Annotated in this window: 17 protein-coding genes; 7 read left to right on the forward strand and 10 right to left on the reverse strand. The window is 44.4% G+C overall.

The genetic code is table 11. From position 1 onward, the window contains the following. Nucleotides 1–22 precede the first annotated feature (22 nt). Nucleotides 23–703 carry a PilZ domain-containing protein gene (locus NWE73_RS09570; RefSeq protein WP_277578090.1) on the forward strand — a complete coding sequence of 227 codons (681 nt, stop codon included), beginning with the start codon at nt 23–25 and terminating at the stop codon, nt 701–703. 63 nt (nt 704–766) lie between these two features. Further along, nucleotides 767–2,101, forward strand: coding sequence for a hypothetical protein (locus NWE73_RS09575; RefSeq protein ID WP_277578091.1), 1,335 nt, complete (start codon nt 767–769; stop codon nt 2,099–2,101). A gap of 44 nt (nt 2,102–2,145) precedes the next feature. On the opposite strand, the gene NWE73_RS09580 is transcribed toward NWE73_RS09575, so the two are convergent. Beyond that, the gene (locus NWE73_RS09580) at nt 2,146–3,678 is read right to left on the reverse strand and encodes a hypothetical protein (RefSeq protein ID WP_277578092.1); all 1,533 of its coding nucleotides are present in this window, start codon (nt 3,676–3,678) and stop codon (nt 2,146–2,148) included. A gap of 328 nt (nt 3,679–4,006) precedes the next feature. Between NWE73_RS09580 and NWE73_RS09585 the strand changes: the two genes are divergently transcribed. Next, on the forward strand, nt 4,007–7,033 hold the full coding sequence (locus tag NWE73_RS09585; protein ID WP_277578093.1) for an outer membrane lipoprotein-sorting protein: 3,027 nt from the start codon (nt 4,007–4,009) through the stop codon (nt 7,031–7,033). Here the strand turns inward: NWE73_RS09585 and NWE73_RS09590 are convergent. Continuing rightward, nucleotides 7,005–7,652, reverse strand: coding sequence for a substrate-binding periplasmic protein (locus tag NWE73_RS09590; RefSeq protein ID WP_277578094.1), 648 nt, complete (start codon nt 7,650–7,652; stop codon nt 7,005–7,007). The genes NWE73_RS09585 and NWE73_RS09590 overlap by 29 nt on opposite strands. Nucleotides 7,653–7,788: 136 nt before the next feature. After that, nucleotides 7,789–8,550, reverse strand: a complete 762-nt coding sequence (locus NWE73_RS09595) for an MnmC family methyltransferase (RefSeq protein WP_277578095.1) — start codon at nt 8,548–8,550, stop codon at nt 7,789–7,791. A gap of 40 nt (nt 8,551–8,590) precedes the next feature. On the opposite strand from NWE73_RS09595, the gene NWE73_RS09600 reads away from it, so the two are divergent. The 4 genes from NWE73_RS09600 (at nt 8,591) to NWE73_RS09615 (ending at nt 14,777) form a co-directional block, all read left to right on the forward strand. Next, on the forward strand, nt 8,591–9,598 hold the full coding sequence (locus tag NWE73_RS09600) for a TIGR01212 family radical SAM protein (protein WP_277578096.1): 1,008 nt from the start codon (nt 8,591–8,593) through the stop codon (nt 9,596–9,598). A gap of 614 nt (nt 9,599–10,212) precedes the next feature. Further along, nucleotides 10,213–12,645 (forward strand): ribonucleoside-diphosphate reductase subunit alpha, encoded by a 2,433-nt coding sequence (locus NWE73_RS09605; RefSeq protein ID WP_277578097.1) that lies wholly within the window; start codon nt 10,213–10,215, stop codon nt 12,643–12,645. A gap of 155 nt (nt 12,646–12,800) precedes the next feature. Next, complete coding sequence (locus tag NWE73_RS09610) at nt 12,801–13,799, forward strand: ribonucleotide-diphosphate reductase subunit beta (RefSeq protein WP_277578098.1); 999 nt, start codon at nt 12,801–12,803, stop codon at nt 13,797–13,799. Nucleotides 13,800–13,850: 51 nt separating this feature from the next. After that, nucleotides 13,851–14,777 carry a hypothetical protein gene (locus NWE73_RS09615; RefSeq protein WP_277578099.1) on the forward strand — a complete coding sequence of 309 codons (927 nt, stop codon included), beginning with the start codon at nt 13,851–13,853 and terminating at the stop codon, nt 14,775–14,777. 4 nt (nt 14,778–14,781) lie between these two features. Here NWE73_RS09615 and NWE73_RS09620 read toward each other — a convergent pair whose 3' ends face one another. Genes NWE73_RS09620 through NWE73_RS09650 form a run of 7 tightly spaced genes read right to left on the reverse strand, consistent with a single transcriptional unit; the run spans nt 14,782 to nt 21,057 of the window. After that, entirely contained in the window at nt 14,782–15,270 is a 489-nt protein-coding gene (locus NWE73_RS09620) for a hypothetical protein (protein ID WP_277578100.1), read from the reverse strand. A gap of 47 nt (nt 15,271–15,317) precedes the next feature. Further along, nucleotides 15,318–16,229: an HTTM domain-containing protein gene (locus NWE73_RS09625; RefSeq protein ID WP_277578101.1), complete on the reverse strand. Its 912-nt coding sequence runs from the start codon at nt 16,227–16,229 to the stop codon at nt 15,318–15,320. Beyond that, nucleotides 16,226–16,786 (reverse strand): hypothetical protein, encoded by a 561-nt coding sequence (locus tag NWE73_RS09630; RefSeq protein WP_277578102.1) that lies wholly within the window; start codon nt 16,784–16,786, stop codon nt 16,226–16,228. The genes NWE73_RS09625 and NWE73_RS09630 overlap by 4 nt, the downstream gene beginning before the upstream one ends. After that, a complete protein-coding gene (scpB, locus tag NWE73_RS09635) occupies nt 16,758–18,266 on the reverse strand; it encodes an SMC-Scp complex subunit ScpB (RefSeq protein WP_277578103.1) in 1,509 nt (502 codons plus the stop codon). Before scpB ends, NWE73_RS09630 begins: the two co-directional genes overlap by 29 nt. A 1-nt stretch (nt 18,267) precedes the next feature. Further along, nucleotides 18,268–19,335, reverse strand: coding sequence for a segregation and condensation protein A (locus NWE73_RS09640; RefSeq protein ID WP_277578104.1), 1,068 nt, complete (start codon nt 19,333–19,335; stop codon nt 18,268–18,270). 16 nt (nt 19,336–19,351) lie between these two features. Further along, nucleotides 19,352–20,392 (reverse strand): tryptophan--tRNA ligase, encoded by a 1,041-nt coding sequence (trpS, locus tag NWE73_RS09645; protein WP_277578105.1) that lies wholly within the window; start codon nt 20,390–20,392, stop codon nt 19,352–19,354. After that, nucleotides 20,389–21,057, reverse strand: a complete 669-nt coding sequence (locus NWE73_RS09650) for a site-2 protease family protein (RefSeq protein ID WP_277578106.1) — start codon at nt 21,055–21,057, stop codon at nt 20,389–20,391. Before NWE73_RS09650 ends, trpS begins: the two co-directional genes overlap by 4 nt. Nucleotides 21,058–21,124: the final 67 nt, after the last annotated feature.

Genomic DNA, 21,124 nt, shown 5'->3' on the forward strand with positions numbered 1-21,124 from the left:
TTAACACCTCAGGAGCTCTTTTGTGAACTTAAAGATCTGGTTTATTCTGAACGAAGGACAAGTGACGGGTCCTTTTAATCCCGAAGAGATTGAATCCAAGATCGCAAATCTGAGCGGTCAGCCACAAATTTGGGGGCGTGGCCATGCGGAATGGATGACTCCCGGAAAATGGCGTCAGTTCATTAAAGAGTTCCACCCCCTTAAAAATGAAACTGACAGTCAGCAACTTTGGAAGATCCGCATCGACGGAATTGAAAAGTCCCCGATGAAGTATTCAGACCTCATCACTCTTCTTAAGAGCATCAAGGATTTCTCAACAGTTGATCTCAGCTTCGCCGACTCCGGATGGAAAGAGATCTTTAGCTTTCAGAAAATCGTCGATGACCTTGAAATCAGCCGCAGATCTCACCCTCGGGTTCCGATCGTTGGCACTATTGTTTGCGAAAGCGAACAAGGTGAATTCTCTTGCCGTGTGATTTCCATCAGCGAAGGCGGTTTGGGCATCAATGATGCTCAGAAATTGAAAATCGGCGAACGCTTCAATGGAACTCTCAACAGTCCGAATCTTTACGTAACAATCAATTCCATTTGCGAAGTCGTTTACGTGGGAGCCGATGGTTACGCGGGAGTTCGTTTTGTCGGGCTTACAGAGGAATTCAAAAGCTCTATCATTGAGTATGTTAACAAGTTCGCAACGGTTTAACTTTCAAAGAAAGCTGCCAAAAGTCAGCAGGACCTGATCCTGCTTTTAAGGTTAGGATGGGCGATGAATTTTGCCCGGCTTTCCAGAGCTCTTCTTTCTTTTCTTTTGCTGCTAGCCATCCCCAGCAGAGTCCTCTGCGCGGAGAAACACATTCAATCTGAGTGGACATTTGGGGTTGATACTCAACTTGAAGAAATCTATTTTCCTGAAGACTATGGCCAGGATACGAATAAAAGCTTATTTAAATTAGAGCTCGACCCGACGGCAAAATGGAAATATGGGGAGCACTGGCGCTTTAATCTGCGCCCCATTTTCATAGCCAACCCTGACAACAAATCAGAGCGCGAAAAATACTACTTCGATCCCTCCGAAACTTATTTTAAGTTTCAAAAGAATGTTTTAAGTATTCAGGTGGGCTTCAATCTTGTCACTTGGGGTGTCACCGACGGCTACAACCCCGTGGACATCGTCAACTCGAGACAGATTTTCGATCCCCTGAAAACAAAGAAACAAGGCGCCCTGTCTTTGATCATTTCAGAATCGCTTTCATGGTTTGACTATGATTTCACCTATATTCCCAAGGCGCGGGAATCCATCTTGCCGGGGGAGCAAAGTCGTTGGTTGCCACGGGAAGTCTTCGTCCCTCAAGTTCCCGATAACAATTTAGTCCTCATTCTGCCTGACAATCTTCGCTATACCTATGGAAGCAATGAGACCCTCAACAGCGCTCTGGATAACAACTTCGCCCTGAGACTGCAAAAAAGCATTTCGATTTTCGATTTTAGCCTCAGTGGCTTTGACGGCCAGGCTCTCTACCCTATTATCGAACCTCAAGTCACAGGAAACATCATTCAGGTTTCACCGAAGACCGTGGTTCAAGTAAATCCAGACGTGGTATTGAACACAAAAAGCTATCGTGTGCAACAAGGCGGATTTTCACTGGTCAGTCACCAATGGGATTTTCTATTTAAATACGAAACAAGTTACTCGCAGCCCCACGGTGACTACGTCAATCTTCCCGGCTGGATTCATGAAAACGTTTTGGGTCTGGAAAAGACCTTCAATTTTTCCGATGGAACCTTTATTGGCATTCTTCAGTACTCCTTCTTGAACACTGAAAAAGAAAATGACTCCAACATCTCATTGACCGAAATTTACCGCAGAGCATGGATGGCCGGTGGAAGAATTTCCTGGAAAGAAGTTTGGACCGCCTCTTTACTGGGGCTTTACGACAGTGTTCATTACAGCCATTTCGAAGAGATCTCGATCGGCAGAAGGCTCTTTGATACGTGGACCCTGAATCTAACGGCAGACTTCATCAGTGGCAGCAGTGAAAACCCTCTGGGTCTTTACAATAAAAATGACTCCTACCGATTGTCTTTAAGTCGCTCCTTTTGATTTGCAAAACAATCTCAAGGACAACTTAAAGACAACAAAACATACTACGGAGCAAGCTGCAAAAGAAGATCTGAGTTAGACAGGCTTTGCGCTTTCTTAATTTTTAATGTCAACCCTTCCATGACCGGAATACTTGGCAAAGCAACAGTCATTGTTTTCCCGGCAATTGCGCCTAAAATACGACTCTGAATTGTTGAAGCCCCAAATCGCTTGGAAGGACCATACTTATTCACATAAGAAGAATCCCATTGATACTGCAAATTCAGACTGGTATTTGCAAAGGCCACCTTAAGAGTGCTGTCACTCACTGCCAAATTCACTTTGCTATTAAATGGAATCACAAAGTTCATGAAAGGAATATACTTCCCACTCTGTGGAGCCTGCATTCTGGAAAGCAAATTCATATTCAATTGATACTGCAACCCTTGCCCCGCAATTTTGGGATCCTTATTTGAATAGATATCAAATAAGAATTTGCTGGATTTAGAGTAGTTCATAAGTTCTGGCCAAACGAAAAACTGGACAAAACGAGAATTCATGATCGTAGAAAAACCCGGCAAATTTGACGAATACAGACTATGCACCCATGAGTTTGCGGAGTAAGCCTGCCCCATCACTTCCTTCACAAAATCTGCAGGCAAGCGAATCACCGCTTGGGCACTATTAGGAATATTCGCCAACCCTTCAGACAAGAGCAATTTCTTGATCCCCTCTTGGAAAGAGCGAGTAAACTCCAAATTCAAACGTCCTTTCGCGATCATTTGCTCTTTGTTCGAATCATCAAAACTATCGACAATCATATTCATTTTGATATCAGAACGGGAACTCACGAGTTCGCGCCACTTGGAAAGATCCAAACTATAGTTGGCAAAGTAGTTCTTTACATAAGAAACAAGCTGTTCCTTGCGAGGATTCACAAAGCTATTTGAATCAGCAGAAATCTTTTGTATCTGCTGATTCACGAGATCAGCAAAACCTTCCACCCCGGTACAGGAAAAATCTTGAGCCTGCCAGGCGTCTGCTTGCCAGCGTAAATCCACGTCTTGCACTTCCGCCGCAATTTGATGACCACCCACGGCAGGTTTTAATGAAATACCAAAAGCACCCATCCCTGGGCGCATATTTAACACCACATTTTTACACTGAGCCTGAATTCGAAAATGCCCCGTTATACCGCCCACTGTTTGCTCGACTATTTGATCGACAGAAATCTCTGAAATCACCATTTGCGCCTGCAAATCACTGGACTGCAAAACAAGATTTGCCTGGTCCTGCCCCAAGCCGGGCTTAGAAAGCTGGGTCTGAAGTGCCAGTGAAAGTCCATTGAGATGAACCTTGATCCCTTGCTGAGCCTCTACCACTTGATCTGAAAACTTCCAGTTTGCCTTAAACTTCTCATTTGCGAGACTTTTCCATTTTTCTTCAATGAGATTCTGTTGAAACTGCTTAGGCAGAATCAACTCAAACTCCGACTCAATCACCGAAGACGAATGAGCACACGGGGCCAGAAAGAACGCAGCCAGGAACACCGGACAGACCGAGAAAATATTTTTCAAAGCATTTTGTTTTTTAATCATGGGATTAAGTTACGGTGATTCAAGAAAAATCTAAAGAAAGTTTTTCGACGAGGTTCGAAAGAAGACAATAAGAAGACCATCATCCTTAAGCATTCTCCATGTTCGGATGTATCCTCATTTTTCATTCTAGAAAAAGGTCTGACATTGAAAACACTTTATACTTTTTCCAAAACTTTCAGGAATGTCTGAATTACTATAGAACTTTCCGGCACTCACGACATTCCAACTTGTTTTGAACATAAACTTGTCGTTTTTCAGCAGATTTCAGCGAGCGTAGACTCTTGCCGATAGCAAGCCGTGACACTATTTCGAGAATAGGATTTTGCAAATGAAAAGACTGCCCCATCAGTTATCAATAAAGACAGTTGCGATTTCTTCTTTGGTGCTGGTGATCTTACTGACAATCCTAAGTCTTTTCGCTTTGCCAAAACTACAAACTCAATACAGCCTTAAGCAGTTTCTTCCCAAGGATAATTTGCTTCTTAAAGAAGATGAAAAGGTCCGCCAGGCCTTTCAGCTTTCCGAAGCGCAACCCTTTGTGATTACCGCACAAATTCAAGATGCCTCTTCCGACTGGTTTGAAACGACCAAAATAGAAAGCTTGCAGCGACTGACAGATCTTTTGGCTAACTATCCTGGAGTGAAGGGAACTCTCAGTCTGGCAACTGTTCAAGGAGCCATCAATAGCGATGCAGGCTTGAGTGTGGGGCCACTTCTGAAAAGTCTTCCGGTGGAGAAATGGAGGAGTGAAAGCCTCTCCAATCCCCTCATCTCCCCGACCTTAATTTCAAAAGATGGTAAAACGGCTTCGGTGATCATCAACATTAAGGTTCTCAATACTCACGAAATGACAGCGCTTCGTCAAAATCTCGAAGTCACGGCCGCGGCAGCGGTACCATTCGCTCACATTCAAATTGGCGGAACTCCCGCGGTGCAAACCGATGTCGGAGTCCTTTTGCAAACGGAAATCCGCAACTTCGTAGTCCTGGGCTTTGTCGCCTGCTTCGTGGTTCTTGCCCTTATCTTTGGAAATTGGTCTCCGTTGATTATCTCTTTCATCATTATCGTCTGCGCGAACATTCTGGTGTTGGCAATCATGGCCTTGGCCGGCTATCCATTTTCCATTCTCTCAAGCACCATTCCAATCCTGACCACTGTGGATGTCGTCTCCCTTTGCATCCACACGCTCTTGCGATATACGGAGGAAAAGAAGCATCAGCCGCATTTAACTCACGAACAGTTGTCCTTAAATACTCTTAAAGCAATCATCAAACCCAATCTGATTGCATCCACCACAACAATGATTGGTTTTTTAAGTCTGTTGACAACAAACGTTCCATTAATTCGCGACTACGGCTGGACGGCAGCACTCTCCATAGCTGTCGGCTGGATCGTCACAACTGTTTTGTTGCTGCCATTGATGCTTTATCTTCCAGGATCCCAGGCTCGTGAGTGGGCTTGGAGCAAGGCCCGCTGGGGGTTATACCTATTCCGCCGTAGCGGCCTGTGGACCGTTGGAATTGTGATTATTTGCCTGGGCCTGGCTTTAAAAGGACAAAGCTTGTCGTGGTCGGCTCGTCTTTTTGATGATCTCCCACAAAATCATCAGGTCCGATTATCCACGGAAACAATTGATAAAGAGCTCGGCGGCATGATCCCCGTAGATATCGAAGTGAAAGGACCTCAAGAAGCCTGGAATGATCCAAAGCTCGTTAACAGTCTCGATGGACTTCTCGCAGATATTCGTCAAACCCCTGGAGTGGGTAGCGTTGTTGGATTGCCGGACTTAATTGCCGCGGCAAACCTGCATCATTCGCGATTACCCGCCAGCCGCAACTCAACCGCCGAGATTTTCTTTCTTTACTCACTTTCAAATGAAAGTCCTTTAAAAAACTTTCTTAGTGCTGACAGTTCTTCCACCAGAATCTCAATTCGCACTCAGGATCTTCCGGGAAATGAACTACATCAGTTAGTTCAAAATCTACGCTCTAAAACGGAAAAATCCTTCCCCGATATGAACGTAAAAGTCACAGGCATGGGTTCCACCATTCATCACCTCAATAATGATTTATCTCATGAATTGATCTTTGGATTCTGGCAATCCATGGCTGCTATCGTTATCGTACTCATGTTTGTTTTTAAATCTTTGCGCTGGGCTTTGGTCGCCTGCATTCCAAATCTGGTCCCACCCGCAACTCTTTTGGGCTTCCTGGCGGTTTCTGAAACTCCCATCAAACCTAGTGTGGCCATTATTTTCTCAATCGCACTGGGCCTGGCATTTAACAACACAGTGTATCTCCTGGAAAGATTGCGTACCTTGCAGAAAAACACCAAAAGCCGCCATTTGAATATTGAAAAAGCTCTTTGGCTTGAGGGCAATCCTTGTTTGATATCCAGTTTAACCTTGCTCTCGGGTTTTTCTGTTTTTATGGCCTCTTATTTTGCTATGAATCGTATTTTTGGATTCTATATGCTGCTTTCTATGTTGGCTGGCCTTGTGGGAGATTTGATTCTTCTACCAACTATGTTGAAAAGTTGTCCTTGGCTATTGACCCCCGTAAAATGGAAGAAGGAGAAAATTATGGCTATTACCAGTTCTCTCATTCTTGCTTTCCTTATTTTCAGCGCTCCAAAATTCGCCCAAGCTCAACCTCCCACACCAGAGGAGATTGGCAAAGAGATGAATACGCGAATCAAAACTCGCGATGAGGAATTTACGGCGCAGATGAAAATCATCGAGGCTGATGGCTCCAGCAAAGATCGAGAAATGAAGATTTGGCGTTTGAGTCCCTCCAAAAAAGAGCACTCTCTTATGGTCCGCATGCTAAAACCCGCCGACTTAAAGGGCACGACATTGCTGGCAACATTGAAAGACAACAAGGAAGACAAGTGGATCTATCTTCCCTCAACCAAGCAAACACGGCGGTTAACCGGAGAAAGCAGCAAAGGTGGCATCCTGGGTTCTGAATTGAGTGCTGAGGATTTTGATTTCAACAGGGACCAATCCGCGAACACCACCATGCAAAAAGAACTGGATATCAAGGGGCGAAAGTATTTTGTTCTATCCAGCGATGTAAACAATAGCTCAGCAAACTACTCAAAAGTGGTGAGCTTCATTGCGGCCTCCGAATTTCTTCCAATCAAGGCGGAATGCTACGACAAGCAGGGCAAGCTTCTTAAAATCCTTGAATTCAATGAGTATAAGAAAATATCCGGAAACAAATGGCGTGCGGAAAAAATTAAAATCCGCAATGTTCAGAACAAACGTGGAACTGATATTGTGCTCTCGGATATCAAGCTGAACCAAAATCTGAAAAGTTCAAAGTTTACGGCGAAGGCTCTGACTGACGATTGAACATTATCTTTTCAAAATGACCGTCGTTTTTCATCTTAGTTAATGTTTTAGAGAAGATATCAGCATATTTACGGCCTTCTTCGCTGTCCTGGAACGCATAATACACCTCTTGAACAGACAGGGGTTTTCCCGCTTGATATCCGACATCTCGCACGCCGCTCAATTCAAGGGCCTTCAAGCCTGAACGCTCTTCAACAACAAAAGCCTCAATCAACCCCTGCCCAAGCTTTCGCATATTCGCAATATCGTCTTCCGCAAACTCAAAGCGGATTTTTTTGTTATCCATCAGCTCTTTGGCATAGGGATAGCGAAAAGTCAGACCGACTTTTTTACCTTCGAGGTCAGAAATTTTAGAAAGCACTTTTCCTTTTTTGTAGAAAACAAAATCCGCTTTCTGGTAGAAAGCCAAAGTCCGCGAAGTTTTTCGTGGCATATAAACATCTAAACCCGGGAAAAAACCATCTGCGCGGCCACTGCTAAACGCCAATAAACTTTTCCCGGTGGGAATAACGTCTATAGCAATTTTGATATTATTTCTTTTTGCGATCTCATTGGTGAGATCAATGAAGATGCCCTTTTTGTCGCCCTCAACCATCAGTGGAATTGGAAAGGTCGTCAAACGCAGTGTCTTTGCAAACGTGACCGTCGCCGTAGTGGACCCCAAGATGACACAAACAAAAATGTTCCGGAAATAGGCCATAACTAATTAAAAATTTATTTACGCAATTAATCAAGCACTATTGCAATCGTGAAAGTTACATTTTTGAGAAGTTTCTCAAACCCAAGGTCGAAGTTCTTTTTCCACAAAACCCCTCTCTCACGATCACCTCAAAGCCATGATTCCGAAGAGCCGTACGAAAGCTTGCTCGGCAAGCATATGTCGACATCACACTTTGCTCGGCCACTCCGTAACTTAACAACTTCTCAAGAAATGCCTCTTCCCAAAGGTTGGGAGTGGTTTTAGAACTAAAAGCATCATAAAGCAGGCAGTGATATTTTGACTCCAGGACCACATCCAAACTTAAAGCCCCGCGCAAATCTTCTAATTTCTTAAAGTGATTTTTCAAGAAGGCTTTCATCTGTTCAGCCTTCAAATCTGTGTCCGCAAGAATGAACGTTAAGACTTGATCGTAAGTCTTTTGAACTTCAGGATGAAGTTTTTCGGAGTCATGCAACCAAGCGAAGAAGAACTCCCGCAATTCAGGAACGCTTTCATAGCTAGTGATCAACCCGACATCCGCCGAATTCTTTCCCGCCAACAGGGCTTCCCGCGCAAGCGTGAGTTCAATATAGCCAAGTCCTAAGCCCACAACTAAAAAATGAGGCTTCGTAACTTTCAATAAAACGTCCCTCATGGGCAGGCCATAAATCAGATTTGTTTCGGCGCACGCTCCACCAGAGTGATGCATAGATTCACCCCGAAACTTCGTCGGATCGACTGATTCCAGAAGGCGCAAAGTAGGGCTGCCATCCATTGTTGCTTCGATTTCAAAGCCAATATCTTGCCAAGACTTCATTTCATTGACTTCCTGCAGAAGAAAAACGTATTAATGCCTTATGGAAAAAGGCTGGTTAGGACTTCCCTATCACACAATAAGCGAGCACTACAATCAACTCTTTGGTGAGAAGGTCTACAAGATCCCTGTCACCGTGGTGGATGATTGCCCTAACCGTCGCGGCTTAAAGGGCATGCAGACCTGTGTGTTTTGCGATGTCTGGGGATCTGCGGCCAATGCCGAATCGCTCTCTATGGAGCTGCGGGCACAGATTGAAAAGTATCACGGCCATATTGCACAAAAATATAAAGCCAAAGCTTTTTTAATCTATTTTCAGGCCTACACAAATACCTTCACCAAGGTTTCAGCTCTTCGCCACAATTTCGACGTGGCTCTGTCTTATCCCTGGGTCAAAGGATTTACCGTTGGAACACGCCCCGATTGCCTCTCTAAATCGGTATTTGATCTTTGGAATGAATACCATGAGAAGTCCTTTGTCTGTGTCGAAATGGGCGTCCAAAGCTTCTTCAATGATCAACTTGAGTTCATGCGCCGTGGTCATACTGCTGAGGCCTCTATTGAGGCGATTCATAAGATTGCCGACAATACCAAAGTGGATCTGGGCATCCATTTGATCTTCGGAAATCCAGGCGAAACAGATGAAACCATCGTGAAGACTGCAGAGATCGTCAACACTCTGCCCATCACGAATATCAAACTTCACAACATGCACGTTCTGAAGAACACTCCACTGGAAGAAATGTATCATAAGGGAGAATTCACACCGATAGATCGAGAGACTTACGCTCGTCGGGTCGAACTCTTCCTGCAACATGTTTCACCACGCTTTGCCATGCATCGCTTGGCTGCTTATTCATCACGGTGGGATGAACTAGTTGCTCCAGAGTGGACGAAAAACAAAATGGGCACTCACCAATTCATCATTGATCAACTGCGCGCGAAAGGTTCCTATCAATCGCAGTTTTTTAAAGCAGAATCAGTCGTAGAACTTGAAGAACAAAAGTTTTTGGCGAAGAAAGCCGTCTTCACTCCATCTTCATTGGTCTGATTTGCGTCCAATTAAAGTTCACCACAAAATTACAGATGCTTACTTTCTGAACAATTTAAGATTCTGTAAGATCAGTACAGGTGAATTTCACTTCAAAAGCCCCAAAACAGTGAGTTCACGCCTAGACTAAGGTGTTGTCGAAGGGAAATAACACTCCTTTGCACTCTTTTTTTGCACGACAGATAAGTCAACAACACCTCTAAAGCTGCTTAATTGATGAGCAACGTCACAAAAAAGTTGGCGTTAAGTGAAAAAATATTCTTGCAACTTATCCGAAAGAATTACACAGTTGGAATTGAGATCGATACCCGCCTTATGGACAAGGCACCTGTGAACAACCCCTAGATATAGGGGTCAACGAGGGAGGTTCGAAAACCCGTCAAAGGTCTAAATCAGCACGTTACTCAACCTGCGATGAAGATTTCAACGGAACTAGGCTGAAGGCTAGGTTTAAAAACCAAAGACGACAGCCAAGGACATTAGCTAAGGATTAGCTGCTCAGTCTCACCAATCATTAAATTTTATATTGAACCATGATCTGAATTTCTACGAGGGGTAAAAGTTCGGAGCAGGGATTTTTTTGCCCAAACGGAACGGGGCAGAGGGGATACATCATGTTGGAAACAACAGCTCACATTATGAGAGTTAAAAAAAGAGATGGCACACTTGAGCCGGTTGACGTCACTAAGATCGTTGAGCGCGTTACAAGAAATTGCCAAAACCTCACCCAAGTGGATCCACTTCGTGTAGCTACAAAAGCTATCAGTGGTCTTTACGATGGTGCAACGACTAATGAATTGGATAATCTTTGTATCCAAACAGCTTCTTTGTTGATCGGCGAAGATCCAGAATACTCTCGTCTGGCTGCCCGCCTTCTTTCTGTCTATGTAGATGAAGAAGTTCGTTCACAAAAAATCCAGTCTTTCGCAGACTCAGTAGCTCATGGTTACGCTGCGGGATTGCTTTCTGAAGCGACTTTCAAATTCGTAGAAGCCAACAAAGCAGCTCTTTGCGCAGCGATCGAGCCTTACCGCACGGATCGCTTTGAGTACTTCGGTCTTAGAACTGTTTATGATCGCTACCTTTTGAAAAACCCAACTTCACGCCAAGTGTTTGAGACTCCTCAATACTTCTTCATGCGCGTGGCTTGCGGTTTGGCACAAAATGTTGAGGAAGCGGTTGAATTCTATCGTTTGATTTCTTCTCACGATTACATGGCTTCAACTCCGACATTGTTCAACTCTGGAACACTTCGTCCACAAATGTCTTCTTGCTATCTTTTGGATTCTCCAACTGATGACTTGGAAGGCATCTATAAGAAGTACATGGACATCGCTTTGCTTTCTAAATTCGCAGGCGGTATTGGCGTAGCTTACTCTCGCATCCGTTCACGTGGTTCTTTGATCAAAGGAACAAACGGTCACTCTAACGGTATCATCCCTTGGTTGAAAACTATGGACTCTTCTGTGTCTGCAGTAAATCAAGGTGGTAAACGTAAAGGTGCAGCCTGCGTGTATCTTGAAACATGGCATGCGGATATCGAAGAGTTCCTGGAACTTCGCGATAACACAGGCGATGAAGCAAAACGCACTCACAACTTGAACTTGGCAAACTGGGTTCCAGATTTGTTCATGAAGCGCGTTGAAGCTGACGGCATGTGGTCTCTTTTCGACCCACGCGTTGTGCCTCATTTCGTAGACACTTACGGTCCAGAATTCGAAGCGGCTTTTGAAGCAGCTGAAGCGAAAAAACTTTATGTGAAACAAATCAAAGCTCGCGACCTTTACTCTCGCATGATGAAAACTCTTGCGCAAACTGGTAACGGCTGGATGACTTTCAAAGACGCTTCTAACATGAAGGCAAATCAAACTGGCGAAGCTGGCAATGTGATTCACTTGTCTAATCTTTGCACAGAGATCCTTGAAGTGACTTCAAACAGCGAAACAGCTGTGTGCAACTTGGGTTCTGTGAACTTGGGTCGCCACATTGAAAACGGTCAATTCAACTTCGAAAAGCTTGCGAAAACAGTTCGCGCAGCCGTGAAGTACTTGGACCGCGTTGTTGACATCAACTTCTACCCTATTCAAACAGCTCAGGACTCTAACCATAAATGGCGTCCAGTTGGTTTGGGCGTGATGGGTCTTCAGGATGCTTTCTTCCAATTGAAACTTCCTTTTGACTCTGCAGCAGCTCGTGATTTGTCTGCAAGAATCCAAGAAGAAATCTATTACAACGCGCTTGTAACTTCTTGTGAATTGGCTGAAAAACACGGTGCCCACGGTGCTTTCGAACAAACAAAAGCAGCCAAAGGTCTTTTGCAATACGATCTTTGGAATGTAACACCATCAAACCCTGCACGCTTCGAGCAATTGAAAGCGCAAATCAAAAAGCATGGTTTGAGAAACTCTTTGTTGATCGCTATCGCGCCGACTGCAACTATCGCTTCTATCGTAGGTTGCTACGAAGCGATCGAGCCGCAAGTTTCTAACTTGTTCAAACGCGAAACACTTTCTGGTGAGTTCGTTCAGATCAATAAGTACTTGGTGCAAGATCTTAAAGCGATGGGCTTGTGGAATGAAGATCTTCGTAATGAGATCAAACTTCACGACGGTTCTATCGATGAAATCGCTATGATTCCTCCGCAAATTAAGGAATTGTACCGCACTGTTTGGGAAGTTCCGATGAAGTCATTGATTGATATGGCTGCAGATCGCGGAGCTTACATTGACCAAGCTCAATCTTTGAACTTGTTCATGGAAAGCCCAACGATCGGTAAAGTATCTTCAATGTACATGTACGCTTGGAAAAAAGGCGTGAAAACGACTTACTACTTGCGTTCTCGTCCAGCGACAAAAATCGCAAAAACGACAGTGAAGTCAGGTTCTAACGGTTACGCTGATATGAATACAAATACAGCAGCGAACTCTATGGATGCGGCACCTACAGCAGTAGCTGCTCCAGCGGAAGAACCTAAAAAGACTTATACAGATGCAGAAGTAATTGCTTGTTCTTTGGAAAATCCAGAGGCTTGCGAAGCTTGCCAATAATCCTCCTTCGCCAAGGCTGCGGCGGGACAAGTCCCCCCGTAGCTTTGTAAGATTGCTGGATGTTTTTTTGTTTCTTTGAATATTTATCTGCGCTGCCTGAATACTTTGCAGCCAGTCGCGCTGTAGCTTTAGCGAAGGCGGAAGGAGAACTTTTTATGATTTTAGATCCTGGTTTTGACTTAACTTTGCGTCCGATGAAATACCCTGTTTTTTTCGAAATGTATAAAAACGGGATCAAGAACACATGGACTGTGGAAGAAGTTGATTTCTCTACTGACCTTGTCGATCTTCATTCTAAATTGAATGACTCTGAAAAGCATTTGATCCGCCGTTTGGTGGCTTTCTTTGCAACTGGTGACTCTATTGTTGGGAACAACCTTGTATTGAACCTTTACAAGCACATCAACTCGCCAGAAGGCCGCATGTACTTGTCTCGTCAGCTTTATGAAGAGGCTTTGCACGTTCAATTCTATCTAACTCTTTTGGATAACTACATTCCAAATCCAGACGAAAGAGCGGAAGCTTTCCGCGCGATTGAAACAATTCCTTCTATCAAAAAGAAAGCAGATTTCTGTTTCAAATGGATGGATTCAATCAACGAACTAGACACTTTGAAAACTAAAGAAGACCGTCGTCGCTTCTTGATGAACTTGATCTGCTTCGCAACTTGCGTTGAAGGTTTGTTCTTCTATGCAGCTTTCGCTTACGTTTACTTCTTGCGTTCTAAAGGTTTGCTCACAGGTCTTGCTAGCGGTACAAACTGGGTATTCCGTGACGAATCCATGCACATGGCTTTTGCTTTGGAAGCGATCAAAACAGCTCGCAAAGAAGAACCAGATCTTTTCAATTCTCAAATGGAAGATATGGTTGTGCAGATGCTTGAAGACGCTATCGAGTGCGAAATGGAATTTGCGAACGACGTACTTCAATTGGGTCTTGCCGGATTGTCTGCTAAAGACATGAGACAATATCTTGAATATTGCGCTGACCAACGCCTTGAAAGCTTGAACATTGCTCCACGCTACAACGTAAAAAATCCGTTTGGCTTCATGGAACTTCAAGACATGCAAGAACTTGCTAACTTCTTCGAAAGACGTGTTTCTGCTTACCAAATGGGCGTGAGCGGTGCGGTTGCCTTCGACGAGGCCTTCTAGTTGCGTCGTTCTAGTTTTCTTTGGCTTTTATTTTTTGTAATATGCATCGGGGTGGGCTTCCTTCACGGATTCCTGCCCCAAGGCATTTCTAGGGACTACATAATTCGTCCAACCAAAGTTCGCATTCTAACCACAGACGAACTTTTATTCCCTAAAGAACTACGTACCCTGATTGAAGATGAACTTCATGTAAAACTTGAAGTAACTCTAACTCGTGACTGGAACGTACTTTTGGCCAAAACAGTGGCCACCCCATCAGAAGATATCATTTTTCTTCCTTCTTACTGGGCAACAACTCTACGCCAGCAGAATCTACTCAGCAACATGGCTCTTAATAAAGAGAGTGAACTCCAACAAAGAGTCGCACCCGACTTTATTGACACTTCTGTTGCCACCAAAAAGACATTCGATTTTCTGCCCTTCTATTGGATTAAAACGGGCATTCTTTCTTCCAAACACAAAAGCTTTACTGAGTTCTTAAAAGACAAGACGGAAAGCACTTTATTTCTGCTTGCCGATGAAGATTTGATTCTAAAACATTTTCAAATCTGGAACGAACAAGGCCTGGGCAGCTTGGTTGCTCAAAAGAAGATTCTCACTCTACAATTAGACCAGATCCTTAAAACCAACCGCAAAGGTGTTATGGAAGTTCCTTTGAACGAGATCAATCCCGATCTGGAGATTTCGAACCAACTCAGCGCTTTGATTGTCTGGGGGGCTGTGATCCCAATGAATTCTGACAAAAAGGACCTTGCTCAAGAAATCTTAAATGTCCTCACCACCCCTCTTTTGCAAGAGAAAGTACTTGTTCAAACACCATTCAACAGCACCCTGACGCAGGTATCTGACCAGGCTTTGCCGGTACAAAGAAGAGCTTCTTATATTCGTGATTTGCAACTGAAAGACACACTCTTGATCGACAAGAAAGACGTCGATGCGAAGAGCAAGCTCAAGAATGAATTCAATTTAGTTTTGTAAGAAACTACGGCTTGGTCACACTGAAATAGCGAACAGCATTGGCCTGATTAAGGGTCGTTTTGTTTGAAGAATCCAATACGGGCAACTGAATCTTCAAATCATTAGTTCCCGTCGCTAAAGATCCGGGACTGATGATGATCGCAAAACGCCCATCTCGGCATTTTGGATTGTAAGAACCTGTTTTTAAATCCATCGCCGCAACGGCCGCACCGACAGAGTTAAAGACCTGAACGTTATTATCTGGATAAGTAGATGTGTAACAACTGCCGGTCACTTCCACAGAACTGGTACTGGTCGGCATCACCAAACTACTGGAATCCACAGCTATAAAAACCTCTGTAGAAAGAGGATCCTTATTCACCGTGTGACTGGACGAATCGTTTTCCTGATCAGTTAAAAGGGAATTGTCTGCAACATTGGAACAACCGACTATGCTTGAAAAAGCCATCGCCAATGACGCCAAAAGTGCCATGTTAGATAAAACGGACTTCATAATTCCCCCACTCAGTTTAGGATAAATGAGGGAATCGACGAACAAAATTAGTTTTTACTGAGGTCCAGCTTTGAGACAACTTTTTGTTCCAAAATGAGAGGATCCACAAACAAAAAATAGGTCGACATCATGGTCATCGCAAAAGGTCCCAGACCCATAAAGATAGCAATCCCTGAATGGAAGAATACTCCCACAATCAGCCACAGGTAGCGGGTCTTTTTCCACGCCACCATCACCGGGAAATACACTTCAAAAATCACCGTAGAATAGGCCAACAAAGGAATGATCCAAGGTATATTTCTTAAGAAGTCAAAATTCATCGTGGTCATCTGCGGATTGGCCATCACACTCCACAACGCGGTACCATCCCACCAGCTCATACCTTTGAGCTTCTCGGCCCCTGTATAAGCATAAAGAACACCGATCTGAACCTGCATCATGCGCATCATCACTGAGCTAATGATATCACCATCTTTGAAGACTCTTTTTTTCCGGAACAGATTCAGAATACTGAGTCGCTCACAAGACTGAGTGAAAGACATATAGAAAAGGAACAAGGCTGCAATGATATCCGCACCAAAATTCACGGCGTAATTTCGCTGAATAAAGGCCGCATCCAAAATCCACGCCAGCCACATAATCCAGCGTCCACCAATTCCCAAGGTCAGAAGACCCAACAGAACAACCAACAAAACATGGGCCACACCCATCATCGAGTCCGGCCAGAATCCCCACAGGAACAACGGACGATATAGATCACCCATAACTTCCAAGGCGCGAGCACGGGGAATCCAACTAGCATCAGTATAATACTCAAGATTCGCCAGGCGAATCACGTACAGATAAAACATCGTCCCGCACAAAGCGATACGCATGAAAGCCAGGCCCAAAAGATTTTGTGGAGCAAACCAAAAACGCTCCCAATGAGACCAACCCTGCGACACCAGATTCTTAATCATAACGTCACCTCATCTTGAGTCTCAGAGCACGAAACGGTTTCACGAACATATTGCAGCTCTTGGGAAAGATCCTTCACACCTTCATTCTTGAAGGTAACCACTTGATCCAAAACAGGAACCGTCTCAATCACATGTTCCATATCTACAGAAGTTGCTCCCGGGTATTTACGACACAACCAAGGCCCCATAAAGACTTTCAGCCTTTTTGGATCGATCACCATAAAGCGCATCACATAGAGCTCACGCTTTTTAAAAATAGATTTCACTGCCTGATTTTTCTCTGGAGGGAAATAGCCTTCAACAGCTTCCTTCGTAGGATTGCCTTCAGCATCTGTGTAATTGATAAGATAACGGATATACATGACATGCGCCGGATCTGGAGAAAAGAAGTTCCAGCTAGCATTGAGTCCGACTGTATTTGCGTAGGGTGTGACAAATCTGGAACTGACGCGCCCAAAATAGGCTCCTATATTGGGCATCACCAGCATCGTAAAGATATTGTATACAATCCAAAGGCTTAAAGTTGCCTTAAATAGAAGACTTACCTTCTTCTTCATCGATATCGTCCGCTTCTCCTAAGAAAGGAAGTTCGTCATCCGAATCCTCTTCCTCGCCGTCTGCGAACAATTGATCATCGGAAGCCAAGTGCATGTCTTCATCATTGTCGAAAGCTTCAATAGCATCCGTCAATTCATTTTCTTCACTGTCTTCCTCAAGGGCTTGGTCACCGGCTACATCTCCACCGTCGTCTGAAGCTTCCATTGATTCTTCATTGGAATTCTCACCAGACTCATTTCCTGAAGACTTATTCATGAAAGCGGCTCTTTTCGCAGCCATCTCACCTTCTTTAATAGCGACCAAAGTCGTTCCTGCAGCGATGGCCTCATCGAATTTCTTCAACCAGTTTTCATCGCGAGTTGATACCGGCTCGCCCATAGCCAAAGCTTCACGGATATTTTGCGCACGTTCAAGATCGCGTTTCTCAGCCTGACGACGCTTTTCTTCAGCAAAGAAATCAGAAGAAGTTGAGATCTCTTCCAATTGTTCCTGAATCTTCATCAACTCATCTTCACCAGAAGAGTAGCTGACGGATCCGGTATTTTCTGACAATGAGTCTGTAATAGATGACAGAGTTGGTTTTTCTTCAGCTTGTTGTTCGTCAATACCTTCAGGCAATAACTCATCAATCTGAGAAAGAGTTGGAAGTTCTTTAAGACTGCGCAAACCGAAGATCTCAAGGAATTTCTTAGTTGTTCCGTATTGCATTGGGCGACCAGGAAGCTCTGATTTACCTTCAAAGGTAACCAGATTCTTTTCCATCAAAGCGCGCAACAAGTGACCAGATTCAACGCCGCGGATTTCATCCACTTCGGCCTTAACAGTTGGCTGCTTGTAGGCAACGATAGAAAGAACTTCCAAAGCAGGACCAGACAATTTGAACTGGCGCGTTTTTAAAGTGCGCTTCAAGAACTCCATATTGTCAATTTTAGTGCGAAGTTGGTAACCACCTGGAACTTCTTCCAAAGTAACGCCACGACGACCGCCAGCGTATTCCACCGCCAATTGATCAAGGGCTCTGCGGATTTTATCTCCGCGAATATTTGTACCTTTGAAAAGTAGTTTCAAAGAAGCCAGACTCACTGGACGGTCACTGGCGAAAAGAACTGACTCCACGATACTTTCAAGACGCTCTTCCTCGACGAATTCAACTTCTTCGATCTCCGCAGAGTCAAAACCGTCCAGCTCAGTTCCTTCAAGCGAAACATCATCAGCTTCCGAAGCCTCAAGTTCTTCAACTTCGTCTTCAGAAACTTCCGGCAAGAAACCCTCAGTCTCTTCTTCCTCAGAAAGGAACACAGAGGCATCAGATTCAATACCATCAAGCTCATGCGATAACTCTTCAGAAGAATCTGGATTTTCATCCATCTCAGAGATTTCGGCATCTACTTCAGCAGTAGCCACCATAACGTTTGATTCTTCGAATGTCGTTTCTTCGTGATTGCTAACTTCTGCTTTAACGTTCTTTTTTCTAGCCATCTTATACTTCCGTCACGTCGTCTTTAAACATTTCAGTTTCTGCTGCAAGAATCTCATCATCTGTTGCCATATCATCAACACCCAGATCACCAACAAGACTGTTGCCATCGGCCAAGCCTTCAACAAACTCAGTTCCTTCAGCCAATTCAGCACCCAATTCCATTTGGAGTGGCAACTCATCATTTTGAGCCGCAGCTTGAGCTGCCATCTGAGCTTCTTCCGCCTCTTCGGCTTCAGCAAGGGCCAAAGCTTCAGCGACTTCATTCTTCTTCGCATCCGTCATCATTTTTTCAGCGATCTGATCTGCGCCCATAGAGTCATACTCTTCAACGCGAGAAAGAACGTCGGTCTCAATTGTCTTCTTAGGATCCACCCAGATATCGCCGTAAGCTTCAGATTGATAAAGCCCCACGAAACCCATTTTTCCAAGCTCAAGCAAGGACAGGAATGTAATCAAAGCCTGGCGAGCACGATCTTCTGTCGCAGTCACCAGCTCCATCAAAGTCACTTTCTTACCAATGATCAAACGATCTTTGATATCCAAAATACGACTTGAGATGGACTGCGCTTTCGCCGCCACCTGGTGGACCTTCTTTTTAACAGCGCGAAGCGCTTTTCTATAAGATGAGATCAAAGAGAACAAAGCGTTCTCCTCTAAAACAATTTCATCTTCCTTTGGAGTCAAAGACTCGCGAGTTCCACGCAACCACACGTCACGACCAACCAAAGGGCGATCATAAAGCAATTTTGAAGCTTCTTGGTATTTTTGATATTCCAGAAGTTTTTGAACCAACTCTTTACGTGGATCTTCTTGTTCAACAACTTCACCGTTCTCGTCATACTGAGGAAGAAGCATACGAGACTTGATTTGAATCAAAGTGGCTGCCATAGCGACAAACTCGCCAGCAACTTCCAGATCCAACTCTTTCATCAATTTGATGTATTCGAAGTATTGTTTGGTGATCTCATGGACTTTGATATCCATGATGTCCATCTCTTCCTTACGGATGAGATACAAAAGAAGTCCCAAAGGTCCTTCGAATTTTGGTAGCTGTACATTAATACTCATGAATAGGTCCCTCTGGTCACTTTTCTGGCCACTTCATACTCGACCGCACTATATCCAAAGTCTTTTGTGCTTCCTTGCGTGCCTTGGCGCATCCAGCGGCGATGATTGAATCAAGCTGAGTTGGATTATTCAACAACTCTTTTTTCTTTTCTCGTGGCCCTGCTGAGATTTTCTCAAGGTTTTGCGATAAGCGTGCTTTGCAGTCCCCGCAACCAATTCCTGCGGAGCGGCATCCCGCTTCAACCCACTGCAAATCCTCTGCTGTGGAGTAAAGTTTATGATAACCATACACTGAACATTTCGACGGTTCCCCGACATCTTCCCTGCGCACACGCGCGGGATCGGTGACCATCAAGTTGACCTTTTTCTTCAGGTCTTTTTCCGAATCTTCCGTCAAATACAAAGTATTTCCGTAAGACTTCGACATCTTTCTTCCATCCAAACCAGTGACCAACGGGATTTCCGTCAGCATCGGATTCATTTCAGGAAGTTTTGCTTTATAGAGATGATTAAAACGACGAACGATTTCACGAGAAATTTCCAAGTGCGAAACCTGATCGGCTCCGACCGGAACTTTTTGCGCGCGATAGATCGCAATATCCGCAGCTTGCAAAACCGGATAAGCAAAACGCCCGAGATTGTGGGTGTCGGTTGCTTTCATTTCCTCAACAGCATCTTTCCAGGTGTTCACACGTTCCAACCACCCCATCGGAGTGATGTTCGCGAAAATCATAAAAAGCTCTATGTGTTCTGGAATCTGGCTTTGCACAAAGAGAGTGCATTTCTCAGGATCCACGCCCCAGGCAATGAACTCAGCAATCATCTCACGAGTCCAGGGTGCAATTTCCTTCGGTGATTTATAGGCAGTGGTCATCCCATGCCAGTCCATCGCACCAAAGAAACACTCGTACTCATCCTGCAGCTGCACCCAATTTTGAAGCGCACCAAAGTAATGACCAATATGAAGACGGCCGGTGACACGCATGCCCGACATGACTCTTGGTTTTCTCACTGGTTGTGTTGGGGCTTGAGGAGCTGCCTGAGTTACATCACTCATACGCCAAAGCCGCCCAGCGCGAAAGTCACGAGATGGTTATAGCTCCAGAATACTGGGATTGCGAGAATGCGCAAAGTTCCAGTCAAAACCAAAGCCATCAAAATCATGCTTGTGATATGTTCATTCTGTTCAAGCTTGTAATTCATTTGCGCAGGCAAGAAGCGCGCAAGAACTTTTCCGCCGTCCAATGGATGAAGCGGAATCATATTAAAGACAGCCAAGAACAAATTCGTAACAATGAAAGCCTTTAGAATCTCAATCAGACCGCTCGCATAAGTGGCAGTTAGGAAATACTTCGCCACCACTGCAATCAATACAGATCCTACGATCGCCAAGAAAATATTAGAAAGAGGGCCGGCTAAGGCGATCCAGAACATATCTACTTTGGGATTTTTCAAATTGCGTGAATTCACCGGAACTGGTTTTGCCCAACCGAAGAAGATCGGTGTCGCCAAAACAATCGACATGATTGGAAGAATCAAAGTTCCAAGCATATCCATGTGCGCCAGAGGGTTCATCGTTAGACGTCCCATCATTTCCGCAGTATTATCGCCACGCAAACGCGCCACCCATCCGTGCGCGAACTCGTGAAAGCACAGCGCAAAAAGGAAGGGGATAAAATAAATGCCAATCTTGGCGCCGATTTCGATAAAATCCATATTCATATCACTCTCATTCTTTAGAAGCTTAAAATCATACCTAGACTCTTGTCTAGCATGACGAATCACTTGC

This window comes from Bdellovibrio svalbardensis, assembly GCF_029531655.1.
Taxonomy (GTDB): Bacteria; Bdellovibrionota; Bdellovibrionia; order Bdellovibrionales; family Bdellovibrionaceae; genus Bdellovibrio; species Bdellovibrio svalbardensis.